This is a genomic window from Pseudoalteromonas arctica, from assembly GCF_012927645.1.
Taxonomy (GTDB): Bacteria; Pseudomonadota; Gammaproteobacteria; order Enterobacterales; family Alteromonadaceae; genus Pseudoalteromonas; species Pseudoalteromonas arctica_A.
This window is the reverse complement of record NZ_JABBMT010000047.1, coordinates 1-18,163: the sequence shown is the minus strand read 5'-3', so window position 1 is coordinate 18,163 and position 18,163 is coordinate 1. Positions and strand designations below refer to the sequence as shown.

Below are 18,163 nucleotides of genomic sequence, written 5' to 3'. Positions count from 1 at the left end.
GCGCCATACTTTATAGTCTTGTTGAAACCGCAAAGGCAAATGACCTTGTGGTGCATGACTATATCACTACTTGCTTACAGCACCTTGCTGAGCAGCCAGATAACCTTGAGCCACTGCTACCTTGGAACATTAGCAAAGCTAGGTGTCGTTAGCTATACGCTTACGGAAAATCACGAGACTGGTCAATGATAAAGGAAGTAAATTTAAATCCTGAGAAAAAAGAAGAAATGCGGGCGGCATAAAATTTAACTTGAGGCGACAACTAACTTGAAAAACTCCGTAAGGCAGCTATATCGTAAGCGTCTAGCAAAATGCACCTGTCAGTAATTCGTCAAACCGATTAAGCTATTTCCAAATTGGAGCTCTCTGCTTCTGATGTTAAAAAAATTAAAGAGCTTGAACAATGCCAGCATGGTATCGCTGGCATTCATGTTTGTGTGGCTGTCTATATAATGCTGAGTGAGTATGTACAGCAAATATCAACAGCCTCTAACCTACTTGGTGTATTTCTTTTGTAATAATGTCCAGTTTAGTATCAGATACATTTATACCCAGACCTGGTTGTGAGAGAATATCCTTAACGACATAGCTTCCACGATGACCAAACTGAACAGAATGAGAGCAAACATCGTTTTGAAGCAACATGCATCCAAATGCGCCTTCATGAAACAGAAACCCCCCCCTTAGGGCAGCTACGATTTGTCCTGCCCGGGCCAATATAGAAGTTTCACCAACCTGATTCCCTAGTTGACAAGAAATCCCGTACTTTGACGCAATGTCAGCCAATTTTAAAGTATCTAAAATGCCGCCGTTTTTCGATACTCGAAGATTAAATACCGAAACAGCTTTGTTTTCGGCCAACCAAATAGCATCATCTATCGTACAAAGCGATTCGTCCGCACATAAAAGAATTTGCTCACCAAATTCCTTATTCAATTTTGGTAAAAATAATCGTTCTTTGTGGTGGAGCGGTTGTTCACAACAAACAACACCTAAGTCTGCAAATTGAGGCAAATATTCTGCTGCTTCCTCAAAACTCCAACCACCATTAGCATCAATGCGAACTTGAATATCATTACCAAAGTCACTCCGTAATCTAGCTACCATTTGTAGCTCTTGCTGAATATTTAACCCTACCTTAAATTTGAATTGTCTAAATTGAAAAGGAGAGAACGCATCATAATATTGCCTGTAAGTAGCTTCTGAGCCAGATGAAAAAATTGCACTATATTCAATATTTTTCAAGCTATTATCATTGCCACCAAGGCAAGATAGCAGAGATTTCCCAACCGACTTCGAAAATAAGTCGAGAAGTGCTATTTCAACAGCCGTCTTAGCACATGTTTCATTGGTTTCTAATTCTGAGTTCGTGTAATAATAGTTATTTATCCAAGCGACAAGCTCTTCGTAGTCAGCAATCTTCAAACCTCGCATTTTTGGGAAGATATTGTTCAAAAGATGATAGCAAACACTTTCATGGGTCTCTCCTGAAACATAATCTCTGGGCAAAACCTCACCATATCCAGAAAAGCCATTCGACGAATGCAATTCGACTATAATACCTTTAACATGATTACGGCTAAATGTTGCATGTGAAAACGAAACATTGAAAGGTATATAAGTTTCCCTCAATATACATTTAGAAATAGTGAACATTAAAACGCTCCCGAAACTTGATCTTCCATAATAAAGCTATGTATATCGAGGAGTGCTGTTTGCATACTTGGGGTAAAAGTCAAATAGTGGAAACCTCCTAAACCTTCATTATATATCTTGGTTAATGAATGACCGCCAAGAGTTGTTATATAAGACAATGTTTTTTCATTATCCATCATCACATCATCTTGAACTAACATGTACAACCTTGGTAAATCTTGTAAAAACTGATTGTCATCAATAAAGCGTTGGTTGAAAGTATTAAGGCTTTGAATTTCAAAATAAAACTCTCTTGTAATTTGCCTGATAGAGTATTTGTCATTTTTTATAGCGTAAAAATAGAATGGGTCAGATGTAAACATTCCCGCACCATTGTCACCATCAACACTTGGTATAACAGTATCAAAATAAGTCCCAACTTTGGAGGTAATTAACTCCTCAATGGAAAAAGGTAAAGGTAGCTTTGAAAAAAAGGCTGGCGCCATAAAGATAGCCTTTGACAAGTGGTTAGGCTTGTATTCTGTTATATATGCTGTAGAAATATTACTACCAAAGCTATTTGCCAATATGTTTATCTTCTCCCCTTCATTTTCATGTGCAGCTAAGGCGACCATTCTATCCAATGTTTCTGTAAAAAGTTTCCAAGTTTCAATATTTCCTTTTTTCTTTATATAATGCTGACTTAGATTACCTTCCTCATCTTCCCTCCAGTCAATTGAAACACCATCACTTGATTCACCTGATCCAATTCGGTCAAATGCATATACCGTATACCCAAGAATGGAAAGATATTCCGCGCTTGCATTAAACCAAGCACGATGACTCTGTAGGCCGTGGTTATAGATAATTATATTTCCATTGCTTATCTTTGCATCCCATTTAGTATATTTTATCTTGTATTTATGAATGTCATCTTCAAAAACAAGATGATTATATTTTCCAGAATGGTTCTGCAATGGAAAAAATTGTACATCTTCAGCGTTCACGCTTGATAGATGGAATAAAAAAGAAAGAAATAAAAATCTTATTAATCTCATATCAAATAACCTCACAGATTTCTTCTGGCGATAGGTTTCTAACTACCTTTAGCATAGATACCGGACTCTCATCAATTCCCAAAACAGAGTGCTTAAATTGACCTTCCCTAACTCCCTTGCTAACGTAATATTCTTTTGTCCTTTCAAAGGAGCGCTCACCAAGAACTACGAGCTCCAACATACCCAACCTCATTGAGTCTCTTTTTGCAGTATACTCAATATTTACTTTTCGTAGTTGGCATTCAACCTCTTCAACAAAGTTTTTAAGCATCGATGAACTCAAGTTATCAGATAGAAACTCACAATATAGTATGTACTTACTCTCTTTGACCGAAGCCATTAAATAATAAAATGCAGTTTTTAAATCTAACTTCCTTTCAGCTTCTTTTATTGCCTCTATTACTTGATTCTCATATAGCTTTTCGCCTGTAATATTTGTAACTCCTTTACCCTTCTGTATAAATTTTATTTTTGGAGTTGTTCCGTGGAAACCTGTTACTTCAACAATGTCGTTAATATCATAACGATATAAACCAGAGTTATTGGTAAAGTAAATATAATATTGCTTCCCAATTTCCAGTTCATCCGCTAATAAAAAAACCTGATCATTTGTATTAACCTCTTTAAACTCAAAAAAGTTTTCATCTATTGTCAACACTCCATCAGAGCTATTTATATCCAAAGGTATAGTACCTCGTATTTCAGATGCAAGGTAACCAAGGTCCTTCAAAGGTAAGTTACCATACCAGGATGGAAGCTGACTTACATAAAGCCCACAATTACCCCCTTGCCAACAAGTGATAACATTAAGATTTGGCCAAAAATGAATAGGTCTAAGATACTTTTCAGGGTCTTGCTCAATACACTCTTCAAGCCTTTTAACCAACAACGGTGAAGGTTTTAACTTGCTATTAATTATGTTTCTTGTATGAATTGGAATATCTAGAGATAGATCTATGTAACCATTTATTAAGTCATTAAATAATCGCTGTTTAAATTCATTGCACTTTTTGGCTAATATAAGTAGGGTAGATGGGTTTGCTGATGATAGCATTGTAGTATTAGGTTCAATTATCCCGAGTAAGAGAATTGCATGGTATCGTGCAGAGTAATCTTTGATTTCAAACACTTCGTATGGAACCACGTATCGTTGCTGAAGAGATTCATTGAGGTTCTTCACGTATTGTCCAGAAGTAGAGCCAAATGGAGTGCCATCCGGTACAAAACCTTCTTGAGCGGAGGATACAATTACTACCATTTTTCCATCAAAAGCACCGACTTTGTTTTTATATAAAGAGTATGACCAAATCCTTGCACTAACCTCATTACTACACTTGATGGTCTGTGCTGTTGTTGGTATATATTTAGGTTTTCCAGTAGTTCCGCTAGTAGTTGCATAAAAGGCAACTTTATCACTAACAAGAACGTTACTTTCCCCTTGAAGATGCCTTTCAATGTAAGGCATTAAATCATCATAACTCTGGAGTGCGATATTAGATCTATACTCTTCAATAGTACTTATTCTGCTGAAGTTGTGCGCTTTTCCAAATTCAGTTGCTTGATTATCTTTCAATATTTTTGCTAATAATTTCAATTGGTAATGTCTGCAATTTTTAGTCTTTGCATTGAATTTACCTAAACTTTTTTCTCCTCCTGCAGCAAAGTCAGATTCCATTTTGATCTTTCTTATTGTTAATTCAATTGTTTTTAAAAACTTTTCTCTGATAAAAAGGCTAGGTAATCCTAATATTGCCCTAATTGAGATAGTGGTAAAAATTAAGCAGTATTTAAAGTTTAATATCAAATCTAATAAAAACTCGTTTGTTACATCTTTAATTCCGGTTTTCTTAGAAATTTGCGTTCTGTTATACCGTTTCATATTTATTTCCTACTCACCAAATAAGCTTTTTTGAATTGTTTTAATTAATTGAGGTGTCAATGAATTTATAAAAAAGTGATCTCCACTAAACACCTCCAAGTTCGGCTTGTCTTTAAAATAACCCTCCCAAGCAGTTATTTGTTCTATCGTAGCAAAAGAATCCTGATCAGAAGCTAATAGAGTTGTAGCCGTGGGATTTAATTCAAGTAGACTTGAAGGTCTATAATTCTCTAACATTGCATAGTCAGATCTAATAGTAGGAAGTAGAAACCTCATAGCATCATTATCATGAAGTAGCCTTGAATCAGTGCCTCCCAGCAGCTTAATATGGTTTAGAAGATCTTTATCAGACACCTTTGACCATTTGCGTTTTTGCTTAAAAGACGGCGCAGCTCTAGCTGATAAAAAAAGGTGTTCAACTTTCTTCCCTGATTCAAATAGCCTTCGGCAAGTTTCATAAGCAATGAGAGCGCCCATGCTATGACCAAATATTGCTATTGGTTGGTTAAGAGTTTTAAGAGTATCACAGAGCTCTTGAGCAACTTTATGAATACTTATCGCATAAGGTTCCTGCTTCCGCTCATCTCTACCTGCCAATTTAACACCACATACACTTACTTTTTCACCTAAGTGCTTTTGCCAGTCCTTAAAAGTACTTACGTTGCCGCCCGCATAAGGGATACATACAAGCCTAATGTTCTCGTTGGGTGGGGTATGAAAATACTGCAGCCATCTATGTTGATTTATCTTACTGATAGCGCTGTCATTCATATCCATAGTTTTTAAGTCAATCATAAATTTATCCTGCAATTAAAGAACAAGTAACGCTTCCTTTCGCTATCACTTGATTGTTCGAGTCTAATATTTTTGCATGGGCAAAACCTACCGTACGTCCAACTGAATCAACATCTGCTATTGCTGAAAGTGTCGAACCTGGGGCCGCAGGTTTATAAAAATCGCAACGTAAATCTAATGTCACAACAGCGGTATTAGGGCCAAGCAAGGTGAGTAATGAACTGGTGGTTACTGTATCGATGATTGTTGCTAAAAATCCACCATGCACTGTTCCTTGTAAGTTGATGTGTTCTACAGTTGGGTAAAAGGTAAAGCCAAATTTCCCTCTAGCTATTTTTACTTGAGAAAAGTTAACATTGGCCATTAACCCCTTATTTGGGATTTCGCCGTCAACCATGGCTTGTAGCAATTGTAATCCTGTTAAGTTTTTCATTTATAGTCCTTAAAAATAAGCCTCTGAATACAGAGGCTTTATGAATTTAAGCTGGGATAATTTTTTCACCAAAGAATTGTTCTAAATGGATCTTCGCAAGCTGAGCGATAGATGGGCCACTTAACAACTCCATACTAGTAACTCTTATATCCAACATTTCTCTTAGTTGAACACTTAGTAAATTAGTTGTTAGTGAGTCAACACCCAAAGTACTGAGACTTTGTGAAACACTCAGTTGAGAGGTTTTCAAATTCAGCAGTTTAGCTACTTGCTCCGCAATCGCGATTTCAAAGCGTTTCTGTCTGCTATCTGCATCAAGACTTTCCAGCTCTTGATATATTGCATGGTATGGGGATGTCAAATCGCGTGTACTGACAACAGATTTTAGCTGCTTTAATCTAGTGGATTTTAACGCTGTTGGATTCGAGTTGAACCAACGCTCCCAATCAACATCAAGAACACCTACTTGAACGTCATTATTAGCGATCGCGAAATCCAATTGTTGTAACGCATACTCGCTTTTAATAGTATTAATACCCTGTTGCTTCAGTATTTCTGCCACAGCCTTATCTCTGGACACCATTCCAGCATCAGCTAATGCTCCCCAATTGATTGTCGTGGCAACTAATCCTTTACTTCTTCGGTAGAATGCAAACGCGTCTAAAAAGCAATTCGCTGCAACATAATTTGATTGACCTGGATTCCCAACAATTGAAGAAACAGAAGAAAACAACACAAAAGTTTCGATTTCACCATATTGTAGATTTAAAGATGCATTGTGCAGATTTAAAGCTCCTTCAACTTTTGGCCGTAATACTTTTTGATAATCCTCCTTTGATATCTTAGACAACTGTATGTCATGCAATACTCCAGCGCTGTGAATGATGCCTTTAATTGGTGATTTAGAATTGTCTAATTCTGCGAATAACTTGTAGACCTGAGAACTATCCGCTATGTCTATCGCTCTGGCTTCTACCTGACAGTTCAAATTTTCAAACCATGGGAGTTCACGTAAGTACTCTGCGCTTTTACCTCCTGAACGACTAAGTAGTATTAACTTTCGACAACCCCAAGCTGCAAGTTGCTTAGCAACATCTAAACCAAAGCCAGACGTTCCACCAGTAATAATGTAAGTACTATTATTGGTTAGCCAATGTCTCGACTTTTGAATTCGACTTAAAATAGTTTCTTGGTCATATTTGATAAGGCAATGGCTCAACACCTTGCCAGATTTCAACTCTTCAATCGCGAACTGAACTTGATCAGGCTGATAAATTGGAACTTCTAAAGCTTGGATCCGGTTTTGTTCTATATACTCAATTGATTTCGATAATAACTCTCCAACTTTGTCCGTCTGATATGCAAACAAAGTTGTCATGTTGACAACGTTATATGCGATATTTTTCCAAAGGTTTTTATCTGAAATTGTTAGTGCGCTAGCTTGTTCTAGGACGTCAATATAGCGGCCAAATGGAGCTAAAAGGTCAATGCTTAGATTTCTAACCTCGGGAGCTGCGCTTCCAAAAATTAGGTTCAAGCCAGATCCACATAACTCCTCACTCAAGGTATCTATAAATTGGAAGGAATCAAGACTGAATACCTTCTTAATCCCCAGCTCAGAAGCCGTACTAAGAAGCGATTCATTTAAAACTGTAGCGTAAATTTGAGCATTGCTCTTGCGAGCAATATTTAATGCAGCCATCCCTATACTAGACGTGACATCATGAATTAAAAGGCGCTGATTTGACTTCAATTGAGCTATTTCTATCAAGCCATAATACGCCAACATGAACGCTGAAACACAGTAACTACGAGTTAAACTAAAAGAAGCAGGAGCCAAGTGAACCACTTCCTTTGCTACAACAACTTCAGTTGCAAGTCCGCCATTTGGGCAAAGAGCAATGACTTGATCTCCAACAGCAAAACTATCACAGCTCGATCCGGTTACCCAGCCTATAATTTCCGTGGATAATTCATTCACGAACTTTCCCCGTTTTATTTTATCGAATCCACTTGAATCAATATTCAAATCACTTTTTTCTAATAGAGACGTTGCAACGTGGATCCGTACGAAGCCTGGTTTTAATCTTTGCTGTATAATATGTTCGTAATACGAATGTGGACCAGCATTTACATAACGGATTGGGTGTTTAGACTCAATTCTATCCTCGTAATATTCAAGAGTATCAGCTTTCTTTTCAACAATTCGCTTAATGTATTTAGTTCCTCGTCGGATTACTATTTCATTTTCTACATTTTCGGCAACCAAGTAGTCTAATAGAGACAATAGTTCATCACCACTTAAATCAACGTCCAGATCAATACTAACCGCATTGATATTAGAATATTCATTCATGATTAAAGGTAATTGCCCAATTAAAGCTGCTGAGCTGAGATCTAAGTTTTCACTCTGGAAATCTATTGGCTGGGCGAATTTAGTAAACTTGACATATTTAAATTCGTTCCCTTGAACAAAATCATCCACAGATAAAACAGAGTTTCTCATGTTAAAGCAATGTGTTGATATTATTTCAGATAGATCCAAGTTTGACTTTAATATGTTAAAACTCCAAAAGTCCAACACTAGTGTTGGTGAAAAGTAAGGAACTAATTCCAAGGCATCATCTATTGAGCTCTTTGATAATGTCTCTACATATTGGTCTAAGAGAGCGCCTTCAAACTTTGAAGTAGAACTTGAATTAAGTACAACATAATTAACGTTAAGCTTATTAAAAGTTTCAGATATCATCCTGCACATCAGGGAATTATCGGCGAGTAACACTACCTGATGGCTTGTTATTCCCGCCGTATTAGTGTTCCCTTTTTCTAATACATGCCATTCCGGATAATAAAGGCAATTTCCTTGTTCTTTGCTTGTCGGCAATTCATTTGCTAACGCTGTACACGTTACATTTTTCGCTTTAAAAAACACTTGCCCATCAGAGTTGAGAGCACTAATATCACAAAATACACTGCGTTCGTTAGATCCAGCTAACTCTGCAACTATCCAACACTCACCTTCTGGTATTTCGATAAGATCAAGTGATTCAACACTAACAGGTACATAAGCCCTATCATCAGCTGTCAGCATAATCAATGATTGAAAAGCTGCATCCAAAATCGAAGGATGTAACCTATAATCTCCAGCTTCATTCTCAATTTCTTCGACCGGAACGATTTTTGCCACTACTCGATTATTGTCAGTATACAACTCTCTGATAACTTTAAAGTAATGACCATATTGCAACCCTAATTTATTTAATCGAGCATAGAATTCATCGACATCAATCTTCTTAGTTACGCTGCTTCTCAATGTCTCCAAATCATAAGTTGTATTTAATATCGCTCTTGGTTTACTTAGTAATAATGCCGTTGCGTTTGTACGCCAAGAAGCTTCCTCATTAGCAATATTTCTACTGCAAATACTCACATTATTTGAATTTGAATCGAATTGTATTCGCATATTTGGAAGTTCATCTGGCGCCACTATCAACATGGACCCAATTTTCACATTGGAAATTGAAGCATGATTTGTATCAAATACCTGACTGTGCATACACAAAATTGCGTCAATAAAACCAGCTCCTGGAAATACAACTTTATCATTGACTCTATGATCATTTAGGTATGGCATTAGATATCTATTCACCTCAACCTGCCATGTTTCTAATGGATCATCGACTTTTTCATTTAAATATACATAGCCATTATTTCCAACTCTGTACTCAATTGAAGCTTTAGTCTCGTTCCAGTAGTAATCACGTTGCCAAGGGTAATTAGGTAGAGAAACAAATCGAGCGTTACTGGCTGCAAGTGAACTCCAGTTGAGTGATACCCCAGCACAATGTAGTAGCCCTAAGTTAGAATAGAATGTTTCAACTTCTGGTTTATTCCGGCTTAAAGTACTCACAATTGAAGATATTTTTCCTTCCGATGAAGTGATTTCCTTTAGTGATCCTGAAAGAACTGGATGGGCGCTAATTTCAATGAAGCATCCTGTATTATCTTGCATTAACTTTTTGGCTACAGCATTGAATAAAACAGGTTGGCGAACGTTTTTCCACCAATAGTCAGCATCTAATTCTTGCCCACTGATTAGCTCACCAGTTACGGTGGAATATAGAGGAACAAGACTCCTAGTTGGTTTTATCCCTGACAAGACGGATTTTAATTCTTGCTCTATTTCAGACATATGTTCGCTGTGATAAGCAATTTCGACGCGCAAGAATTTATAAAACACCCCAGCTTCTTTTAATTTCTCGGATAGAACATGGAGGTCAGATAGGTTTCCTGCTAGTGTTAAGGATGTCGGAGAGTTCACAGCCGCAATATCTACACCTTGCTGATCTTGTAGGTACGCTGTAATGTCTGACTCTGATAAACCAACAGCTAACATGCCCCCATCTAACCCAGCACATTTTTGCTGGAGCCTGCTTCTATGAAAACTAACTAGACAAGCATCATGTAATGTCAATGCCCCTGATATATAAGCTGCACTGACTTCACCAACACTATGTCCAACAATGGCTGACGGATAAACTCCATGAGACTCAAGAAGTTTGCTGAGTGAAACTTGAAGGGCAAAGTTTGCAGGCTGAGCTATCTCAGTTTTATGCATTAAGGAAGCAGATTCTTCTTTCAGCATTTGCTCTTTGACTGACCAACCAGCGACACGTTGGAAAACTTCATCAATTTCATCAATACTGGCTCTGAAAACGTCAGAATTATGATACAATTCTTGACCCATTTTCCACCATTGCGGTCCCATACCAGAAAATACATAACTGATTTCAGGCTGATTACTTGCGTTGAACTCACCAAGTATATTTTCATGCTCTTGATCCGAGGCAAATTTATACAATTGTTCAAAAAAGTCTAATTTGTCTGTCACGACAAAACAGGCTCTGTGTGTTAAATGAGTTCTCCGCTCATTGAGAGTATATGCTAAGTCACCAAGTGAACACTCACTACTATCATTCATTTCACTTGCAATAAACTCTGCATATTTAAATGCCAGTTGCTTTAGAGCTAAGGACGATTTAGCTGAGATCGAAATTAGATAAAAAGGTCGCTCAACGGCTTCACCAAGACGCGGATTTAATTCGCCCTCAGCGAGGTTTCGCAATAGCACATGACCATTTGCACCACCATAACCAAAAGAGTTGACACTGGCATAATGGACTTTGTTTTTTTCTAGGTGGTGAATGTTTGTGGGGACTTCAAGTGGAATGGAATTAAATGGGATATCAGGATTTGGGTTATTAAAATGCAAATTTGGTGCAATTTTTTTATCTCTTAAAGTCATTGTGGCTTTGATGATGCCTGCAACACCAGAGGCTGCTTCCAAATGCCCTATATTTGTTTTTACAGAACCAACAAAGCATTTGTCATTTCGAGTTTCGAACGCTTTAGCTATTGCTGATAACTCTACAGGATCCCCTGCTTTTGTACCTGTTCCGTGAGCCTCTATGTAACTGATCTCATTCGGTGTGATCCCACTGCGTTGATACACTTGCTCTATCAAATATTGTTGTGATATCGGATTTGGTAAAGTAATTCCAGGAGTACGACCATCTTGGTTTACACCAGAATCTACAATCACCGCTTCGATGTTATCGCCATCAAGAATTGCTTGATCCAAATGTTTTATAATAATAACCCCAGCTCCTTCAGCCCTAACGTATCCTGCAGCATCAGAGTCGAAGGCTTTACATCGGCTATGTGGTGAAAGAAACTGACCTTTACTCATAGCTATTGGATAGGAAGGCGACATCATACTGTTTGCTCCACCAACAATTGCTAAATCACAGTCACCATTTCTCATACTCTGTAAAGCATAATGAAGAGCAACAACGGAAGAAGAACAAGCAGTGTCAATCGTTAAACTAGGCCCCTTCAAATTGAACACATGGGAGATTCGGTTTGAAAGCAGTGCGAGCGTTATACCCATTGGTGTATGCGAATTAATTGTGTGTTGATTTAAACTATCTAATTGAATTGTTTTGCTATCTATTGCGAAGCCGCCAACAAACACTCCTGTTTGGTAATTTTGCAGTTGTTGCGTCGTTAGCCCCGCATTTTCGAAGGCTTCCCATGTCACCTCAAGTAACATGCGCTGCATAGGATCCATTATCTCAGCTTCACGTGGTGAGATACCGAAGAAAAGTGGGTCAAATGTTCGCAAATCTTGATTAACAAAACCTGCTTGAAGCGTATGCATCTTGCTTGGCTTATTTCTATTTTCATCATAGAACTTTCTAATGTCCCACCTATCTTTAGGTACATCACTTATACAATCAACACCATCAAGAATATTTCGCCAAAACAAATCTGGGGAGTCACATCCCCCAGGAAATCTACAACCCATTCCAATTATGGCAAATTGATGATTTAAATTTTGATGTTCTTTACACTCTTTCATCGCTAACTAATTCCCTTATTCCGATTGCTGCATTTAAAAAACAAAACTATTTTCAACAAAAAAATAACCAATTGAAATTAAGGGGCTTCCGCATTAATTCCTTTTGACTATCATTGCATAATATAAAATAAAAAGTTTTCCAGAATCTTACAAGCAATCAAAAATTGTACCTTTTGTGGCTTCATTGTTATAAATCTAAAAAATCACGTAATGAAATGTGTAGAGAAAGTGAGTAGGGTCTTTCTTTTTGACTTTTATAGTAAAAGGTAAGTAAGCGTCTAGCAAAATGCACCTGCCAGTAACTCGTCAAAATGATTAAGCTATTTCCGAATTTCAATGAGGTGATAGTCATGAGAAAAACATGCAGCCTTGAACAATGGCGCAGTATTATTGAAGAACAACAAGCCAGCGATTTAACTATTACTGAGTTTTGCCAGCAACATGCTTTATCAAAAACAACGTTTTATGCGGCACGAAGTAAGCGGAATGAATCATCAGGCAGCTTTGTTCGCGCTAAAGTCACGAAACACGTCGATGTCATCGAACCGCAACAGCCAATAACCCTCAAAGTCGGTAAAGTAAAAGTCAGTTTGCCTCCCGCAACGCCTGCATCTTATCTAGGCCAATTACTACGCGAGCTTGCCTGATGAAAATGTTTGTTGAACCCGCGCGTATTTACTTACACCGCGATGCTGTGGATTTTCGAAAATCCATTGATGGTCTGGTCGCACTCGTTGAGGGTGAGCTTGAACGTGATGCCTATACTGGCGCTTTATTTTTATTTTGCAACAAAGCGAAGGATAAACTCAAGCTGGTTTACTGGGATAAGACGGGCTTTGCTTTGTGGTACAAGCGGTTAGAAAAACAAAAGTTTAAATGGCCAAACAAAGCCAGTCTGCAAGAATTTGAGCTCAGTCCAGAGCAACTGGATTGGTTGTTGTCGGGATATGATGTGCTTGGTCATGAAGAATTGCAGTATAAATCGATGATCTAATTGATCATATTGACAGTAAATGATCGTTGCCACACCGTCTGTTTTATCTTTGCCTCAAGCAAGAAAACAACGTCAAATTCTGTTAAATTGCGAACATGAAAATTGATGCACACTCACTTCCTGACGACCTAGAACAACTCAAGCGCATGGTGCTTGAGTTGCAACAAGTCGTTGCTGAAAAAGACGCGCAAATTCACGAATTACTGCAAGCTTATAACGCAAAACTTGCCAAAGAGTATGCCAAGAAATCTGAAAAGATGCCGGGTGCAGGCGAAGTATTCAATGAAGCTGAAGATATTCTTGATGAACAGATAAAGCGCTATCAATGAAAAAAATAACTGTAGAAGGAGAGTAGGGCTATAACAAGTGATTATTGGCGTGGTAAAGGTGTTGAAGTGGAAAATGTATACTTTCAGTTGGGTGGATATTGGGTACAGCTTTATGGCAGTGATGGGCGCTCATATGTTTATTATTGAGGAGGCTCGTGACATTGCCTTTAGTACGTGATATGTGGGTTACTGATTAGCTACTCACAGTATAAATTGGCTTTGAATCACTTTTTCTGCAAACCTTCAACATCAAAATAGAGCGGCTTTAAGGTGCCACAGTTGGCAAATTTATAGGTTAATTCGCTAGCATTTGGGACGCGTTTTGATGTGCGAAATTTTTGCAAACAGGCATTGGTTAAATCTGCAAAAATAAGGTGATTAAAACTCGGTGCTTGGGTTATTTTATGGATATAAATTCGCTCATTATTTTTGAGGGTGATCATGTCGTATTCTTGCCACTGCGATGATTCGTTCAAATCAGTTAATTCCCGCGCATAAAGTAATTTACTCATTACAATAGGTCTATGTTGATAAACCAAACTGCCATCGCGCTGGTAGTGTCCGGCATACACCTCTGCCGTAATTGTTAGTTCTTCGCCGCGCATTAGGCGTTGAATATTAAACGGTTGTGGTTTGATAGTAATAAGCTCTGCATCACGTATCAGGCTTAAAAAAGCGACATCTGGGTTTTCAATTTGATAAACAATTTGCACATCGTGAGGTAATTTATAAGTCGGTAAGTTAACTGCAAAAATACGCGAACCTTGATTAACGAGCACCATAGCATGCTCTGCATTGTAAGCTGGGTTAATCGGCGGGAGTTCTTCTTTTACAGCTTCTTCTTCGGCGCTGGCAATACTCGACATAAATGCAAGTAACAAAATAAACAACAGTCGCATAATGCTCTCAATAAAGGTATGAATTAAAAGTGTAGTCAAAAATACTGTTTTAGTAGTTTTATACTCTGCTTTTAAAATTGTGCAGCTTGCTCTACGACAATGGAATGGCGTTTTGCAAGGCGCAAGTGATCTCTGTCATAACCTCCGCCAATCACGCTTGCCACTGGTGTATTATGCTCAATACAGCGCTTAAACACTAAGTGATCACGTTTTTCAATGCCTTGCCAGCTAATATCAAGTTTGCCCAAACCATCTTGCTGCCAAATATCGACACCTGCATCATAAAGCACTAAATCAGGGTTAAGTTCTCTGAGTAAAAAGCGCAAGGTATCATCAACAACCCCTAAATATTCATCATCTTGCATATTATTAGTTAAACCAATGTCGAGATCGCTGGTTGATTTGCGAAATGGAAAATTCTTTTCACAATGAATCGAGCAGGTATAGGCATAAGGTTGGTGTTGTAACATGGCTGCGGTGCCATCGCCTTGGTGTACATCTAAGTCAAAAATCAATACATTGGTTATTTCGCCTGATTGGATCAGTGTTTGTGCCGTAAAGGCTAAATCGTTGACCATACAATAGCCAGAGCCAAAATCGGTGTGAGCGTGGTGTGTACCGCCGGCTAAATGGCATGCAATGCCGTGCTCAAGAGCTAAGCGCGCAGTTTGCAACGTGCCTTGAGGTGCGGTAAAAGTTCGTGCCATTAATTGTTCAGACCAAGGTAGCCCAATACGACGCATGGCTTTATCATCTAAACGGTTATGCCATAAATCTTGAATGTAATTATCACAATGTACCGATTCAAGCGCCTCAGGGCTGCCAAGTTGAGGTATTATTAGGTTACTATTCGCCAAACCAAGTGTTTTTACTTGTTGGTATAAATGGGCAAATTTACTCATTACAAAACGATGGTTAGGATCAAAGTTAAACGAATAGTTAGGGTGATAAACTAGCGGTAAGTGTTGATTAAGAGCCATAGTCAGATTGTGTTGCGAATTTTCTCTAGGGTAACCTACAGGGCAATTTCAATCCAGTTACTTGCTTTACGCACCATGGATCAAACCCTCAAGTTCACGGTGCAGTAGTGTATCGTCAGCGAGATTTAACTCAATTAAACGCTTTAAATGGGTAATACTATCTATATCAATATGGGTACATTTTAAGCCTATATGTTGCTGTTCAATATGGCAAATAGTAACAGTCATCGCGATGATTACTTCACTTTGCGGGAGTTTAAAGGCAAGAATAGCACTACTGTTTTTTGTAAAGTTAAAGTCATTATTGCGACTAACCAGAGCGCCATTTAATGATATATCGAGCAACTGGCAGGGGTAACTATGGGTATTATTGGTTAAATGCGCGGGAGTTGAAAATAAAATGCGCGTGTAATGTCGGCGGTTTTCCATCATTATTCCTTTTAGGAGTATTGGGATTAAGTATAGCCTGTTTTTTTCTCGCTTGTAGCAAGCGTTTATTTCTTTCAAAAATAAAAAGCCCGGCATAAATGCAGGGCTTAAAATATGTTTAGAACCTAGAGCCTAGCCTATCTTTTTATACTTAATACGTTTAGGTTGCGCTGCTGCTGCACCTAAGGTCTTTTTAAGCCATTCTTCATATTCAGTGTAGTTACCATCGAAGAAGTTAATTTGGCCCTCATCACGGTAATCAAGAATATGCGTTGCAATACGGTCTAAGAACCAACGGTCATGCGAGATACACATCACATTACCCGGGAACTCTAAAATAGCATTTTCAAGGGCACGTAATGTTTCAACGTCTAAGTCATTGGTTGGCTCATCCAGCAGGATAACGTTGCCACCGGCTTTTAATAGCTTAGCTAGGTGTAAACGGTTACGCTCACCACCTGATAGGTCTTTAACAAATTTTTGCTGATCGTTACCTTTGAAGTTAAAGCGACTCACATAGGCACGGCTTTGGAATTCAAAGTTACCAATTTTAAGTACGTCTTGGCCGTTTGAAATTTCTTGGAAAACAGTATTGCTGTCATCCATATTGCCACGGAACTGATCAACAGTTGCCAGTTCAACCGTTTCACCTAGGTTAATTTCGCCGCTATCTTGTTTGTCTTCACCGCTGAGCATTTTAAACAGCGTTGATTTACCTGCGCCATTGGCACCGATAATGCCAACAATTGCACCTTTAGGCACAGTAAAGCTTAAATCATCAATTAACACGCGATCGCCAAAGCTCTTCTTCAAGTTTTTAACTTCAATGACTTGGTCGCCTAAACGCGGGCCAGGTGGAATAAATAGCTCGTTGGTTTCATTACGTTTTTGGTAATCAGAGTGTTGTAACTCACTAAACTGCGCCATACGCGCTTTTGACTTAGCTTGACGACCTTTTTGGTTTGAACGTACCCACTCAAGTTCTTGTGCAATTGATTTTTGACGCGCTTTTTCAGATTTTTGCTCTTGTTGTAAACGGGCATCTTTTTGCTCAAGCCAAGAAGAGTAGTTACCTTCCCACGGAATACCTTCACCACGGTCAAGCTCTAAAATCCAACCTGCTACGTTATCTAGGAAGTAACGGTCATGGGTTACTGCAACAACGGTGCCTTCATAATCATGTAAGAAGCGCTCAAGCCATGCAACTGATTCAGCATCTAAGTGGTTAGTTGGCTCATCGAGAATAAGCATATCTGGCTTTTCAAGTAATAAACGACAAATCGCGATACGACGACGCTCACCACCTGATAACACTTCAACTTTAGCATCCCAAGGTGGCAGACGTAGCGCATCAGCGGCACGCTCTAATACGTTGTCAATATTATGGCCGTCATGGGCTTGAATAATTGCTTCTAGCTCGCCTTGCTCTTTGGCAAGTGCGTCAAAGTCAGCATCTTCCATCGCGTATTCGTTATACACTTCATCAAGACGGCTTAATGCGTTTTTAACTTCGCTGACTGCTTCTTCCACAGTTTCACGAACCGTTTTACTTTCATCTAGAATAGGCTCTTGCGGTAAGTAACCAATTTTAGTGCCCGGTTGAGGATAAGCCTCACCTTCAAACTCTTGATCAAGGCCGGCCATAATACGTAGCAACGTTGATTTACCAGAACCGTTTAAACCAAGTACCCCAATTTTTGCGCCCGGGAAAAAATGCAAAGAAATATCTTTTAAGATAGTGCGCTTAGGTGGCACAACCTTAGATACTCGACTCATCGAGAAAATAAACTTATCAGGTAAAACCATGGAAGGAGCCTTCAAATAATAATAAAAATTTCAATGTTGTATTGTAGTGGTTGATAGGTGAAACAGTCAACGCATGGCGTAGCTAGATTACGGACTCATTCTGGTCAAAGGAAAGAGCTAGCGGCGCTATTTAAAAACATTTTTCTTTTTTAGGAATTAGTTATAGAAAGGATAATGTAAGTTTTTGTAAGCATTTGTTTTTTAAAGTAGGTTGTCTTTTTTTTGTGCTAGTTTTAAGGTACAGTTTATTTTCAAATAAATTAAAGGAATAAAAATGATTAAATCAACAGCTAGTTTAATACTATTTTTAACTCTATACTCAACAAATGCATTTGCTCAAGATGATTATAATTATTATGCTGGGGTTGCAGTTAGTAGCTGTTGTTCCGCACCCCTAATTTGAATTAAACTCGCTCATTAAATAGCCACTTGATTTGCTTTTGTAAATAAAAGCTTGACGCAGAACCCTAGGTTTGATCTATTACTCTCTTTTGAGAGCCTAATT

14 protein-coding genes are annotated in these 18,163 nt (G+C 38.3%); 4 read left to right on the top strand and 10 right to left on the bottom strand.

Annotated features, from left to right (window positions below; translation table 11 throughout):
- The first annotated feature begins 5 nt into the window (after positions 1 to 5).
- Entirely contained in the window at positions 6 to 152 is a 147-nt protein-coding gene (locus HHO47_RS18010; RefSeq protein WP_348981675.1) for a transposase domain-containing protein, read from the top strand.
- 337 nt (positions 153 to 489) lie between these two features.
- Here HHO47_RS18010 and HHO47_RS18005 read toward each other — a convergent pair whose 3' ends face one another.
- The 6 genes from HHO47_RS18005 to HHO47_RS17980 are packed head-to-tail and all read right to left on the bottom strand — an operon-like array spanning position 490 to position 12,221.
- Positions 490 to 1,656 carry a mandelate racemase/muconate lactonizing enzyme family protein gene (locus tag HHO47_RS18005; RefSeq protein ID WP_169021542.1) on the bottom strand — a complete coding sequence of 389 codons (1,167 nt, stop codon included), beginning with the start codon at positions 1,654 to 1,656 and terminating at the stop codon, positions 490 to 492.
- Positions 1,656 to 2,693 (bottom strand): alpha/beta hydrolase, encoded by a 1,038-nt coding sequence (locus tag HHO47_RS18000; protein WP_169021541.1) that lies wholly within the window; start codon positions 2,691 to 2,693, stop codon positions 1,656 to 1,658. The genes HHO47_RS18005 and HHO47_RS18000 overlap by 1 nt, the downstream gene beginning before the upstream one ends.
- A 1-nt stretch (position 2,694) precedes the next feature.
- Positions 2,695 to 4,572, bottom strand: a complete 1,878-nt coding sequence (locus HHO47_RS17995; protein ID WP_169021540.1) for a GH3 auxin-responsive promoter family protein — start codon at positions 4,570 to 4,572, stop codon at positions 2,695 to 2,697.
- Positions 4,573 to 4,581: 9 nt separating this feature from the next.
- Positions 4,582 to 5,367, bottom strand: coding sequence for a thioesterase II family protein (locus tag HHO47_RS17990; protein WP_169021539.1), 786 nt, complete (start codon positions 5,365 to 5,367; stop codon positions 4,582 to 4,584).
- 4 nt (positions 5,368 to 5,371) lie between these two features.
- Positions 5,372 to 5,800 (bottom strand): PaaI family thioesterase, encoded by a 429-nt coding sequence (locus HHO47_RS17985; protein WP_169021538.1) that lies wholly within the window; start codon positions 5,798 to 5,800, stop codon positions 5,372 to 5,374.
- 46 nt (positions 5,801 to 5,846) lie between these two features.
- The gene (locus HHO47_RS17980) at positions 5,847 to 12,221 is read right to left on the bottom strand and encodes a type I polyketide synthase (RefSeq protein ID WP_169021537.1); all 6,375 of its coding nucleotides are present in this window, start codon (positions 12,219 to 12,221) and stop codon (positions 5,847 to 5,849) included.
- Between the two features lie 350 nt (positions 12,222 to 12,571).
- Here HHO47_RS17980 and tnpA point away from each other — a divergent pair, with 350 nt between their 5' ends.
- The 3 genes from tnpA (at position 12,572) to HHO47_RS17965 (ending at position 13,544) form a co-directional block, all read left to right on the top strand.
- The gene (tnpA, locus tag HHO47_RS17975; protein ID WP_169021536.1) at positions 12,572 to 12,868 is read left to right on the top strand and encodes an IS66 family insertion sequence element accessory protein TnpA; all 297 of its coding nucleotides are present in this window, start codon (positions 12,572 to 12,574) and stop codon (positions 12,866 to 12,868) included.
- Positions 12,868 to 13,215, top strand: coding sequence for an IS66 family insertion sequence element accessory protein TnpB (gene tnpB / locus HHO47_RS17970; RefSeq protein WP_169021535.1), 348 nt, complete (start codon positions 12,868 to 12,870; stop codon positions 13,213 to 13,215). Before tnpA ends, tnpB begins: the two co-directional genes overlap by 1 nt.
- Before the next feature lie 95 nt (positions 13,216 to 13,310).
- Positions 13,311 to 13,544: a hypothetical protein gene (locus tag HHO47_RS17965; RefSeq protein ID WP_211183771.1), complete on the top strand. Its 234-nt coding sequence runs from the start codon at positions 13,311 to 13,313 to the stop codon at positions 13,542 to 13,544.
- 224 nt (positions 13,545 to 13,768) lie between these two features.
- Here the strand turns inward: HHO47_RS17965 and HHO47_RS17960 are convergent, their stop codons facing one another.
- The 4 genes from HHO47_RS17960 to ettA all read right to left on the bottom strand — a co-directional run bounded on the left by HHO47_RS17960 (position 13,769) and on the right by ettA (position 17,658).
- Positions 13,769 to 14,443 (bottom strand): hypothetical protein, encoded by a 675-nt coding sequence (locus tag HHO47_RS17960; RefSeq protein WP_169021545.1) that lies wholly within the window; start codon positions 14,441 to 14,443, stop codon positions 13,769 to 13,771.
- Between the two features lie 71 nt (positions 14,444 to 14,514).
- Positions 14,515 to 15,423: a histone deacetylase family protein gene (locus HHO47_RS17955; protein ID WP_169021534.1), complete on the bottom strand. Its 909-nt coding sequence runs from the start codon at positions 15,421 to 15,423 to the stop codon at positions 14,515 to 14,517.
- A gap of 66 nt (positions 15,424 to 15,489) precedes the next feature.
- Positions 15,490 to 15,852 carry a PilZ domain-containing protein gene (locus HHO47_RS17950; RefSeq protein ID WP_169021544.1) on the bottom strand — a complete coding sequence of 121 codons (363 nt, stop codon included), beginning with the start codon at positions 15,850 to 15,852 and terminating at the stop codon, positions 15,490 to 15,492.
- A gap of 132 nt (positions 15,853 to 15,984) precedes the next feature.
- The gene (gene ettA, locus HHO47_RS17945; RefSeq protein WP_169021533.1) at positions 15,985 to 17,658 is read right to left on the bottom strand and encodes an energy-dependent translational throttle protein EttA; all 1,674 of its coding nucleotides are present in this window, start codon (positions 17,656 to 17,658) and stop codon (positions 15,985 to 15,987) included.
- Positions 17,659 to 18,163 lie beyond the last annotated feature (505 nt).

Bases quoted from the DNA above. Each gene is read 5' to 3' on its own strand.
- HHO47_RS17980 (WP_169021537.1), bottom strand. From the start codon at position 12,221: ATGAAAGAGTGTAAAGAACATCAAAATTTAAATCATCAATTTGCCATA.
- HHO47_RS17985 (WP_169021538.1), bottom strand. From the start codon at position 5,800: ATGAAAAACTTAACAGGATTACAATTGCTACAAGCCATGGTTGACGGC.
- tnpA (WP_169021536.1), top strand. From the start codon at position 12,572: ATGAGAAAAACATGCAGCCTTGAACAATGGCGCAGTATTATTGAAGAA.
- HHO47_RS18000 (WP_169021541.1), bottom strand. From the start codon at position 2,693: ATGAGATTAATAAGATTTTTATTTCTTTCTTTTTTATTCCATCTATCA.
- tnpB (WP_169021535.1), top strand. From the start codon at position 12,868: ATGAAAATGTTTGTTGAACCCGCGCGTATTTACTTACACCGCGATGCT.
- ettA (WP_169021533.1), bottom strand. From the start codon at position 17,658: ATGGTTTTACCTGATAAGTTTATTTTCTCGATGAGTCGAGTATCTAAG.
- HHO47_RS17960 (WP_169021545.1), bottom strand. From the start codon at position 14,443: ATGCGACTGTTGTTTATTTTGTTACTTGCATTTATGTCGAGTATTGCC.
- HHO47_RS17950 (WP_169021544.1), bottom strand. From the start codon at position 15,852: ATGGAAAACCGCCGACATTACACGCGCATTTTATTTTCAACTCCCGCG.
- HHO47_RS18005 (WP_169021542.1), bottom strand. From the start codon at position 1,656: ATGTTCACTATTTCTAAATGTATATTGAGGGAAACTTATATACCTTTC.
- HHO47_RS17965 (WP_211183771.1), top strand. From the start codon at position 13,311: ATGAAAATTGATGCACACTCACTTCCTGACGACCTAGAACAACTCAAG.
- HHO47_RS17955 (WP_169021534.1), bottom strand. From the start codon at position 15,423: ATGGCTCTTAATCAACACTTACCGCTAGTTTATCACCCTAACTATTCG.
- HHO47_RS17990 (WP_169021539.1), bottom strand. From the start codon at position 5,367: ATGATTGACTTAAAAACTATGGATATGAATGACAGCGCTATCAGTAAG.
- HHO47_RS17995 (WP_169021540.1), bottom strand. From the start codon at position 4,572: ATGAAACGGTATAACAGAACGCAAATTTCTAAGAAAACCGGAATTAAA.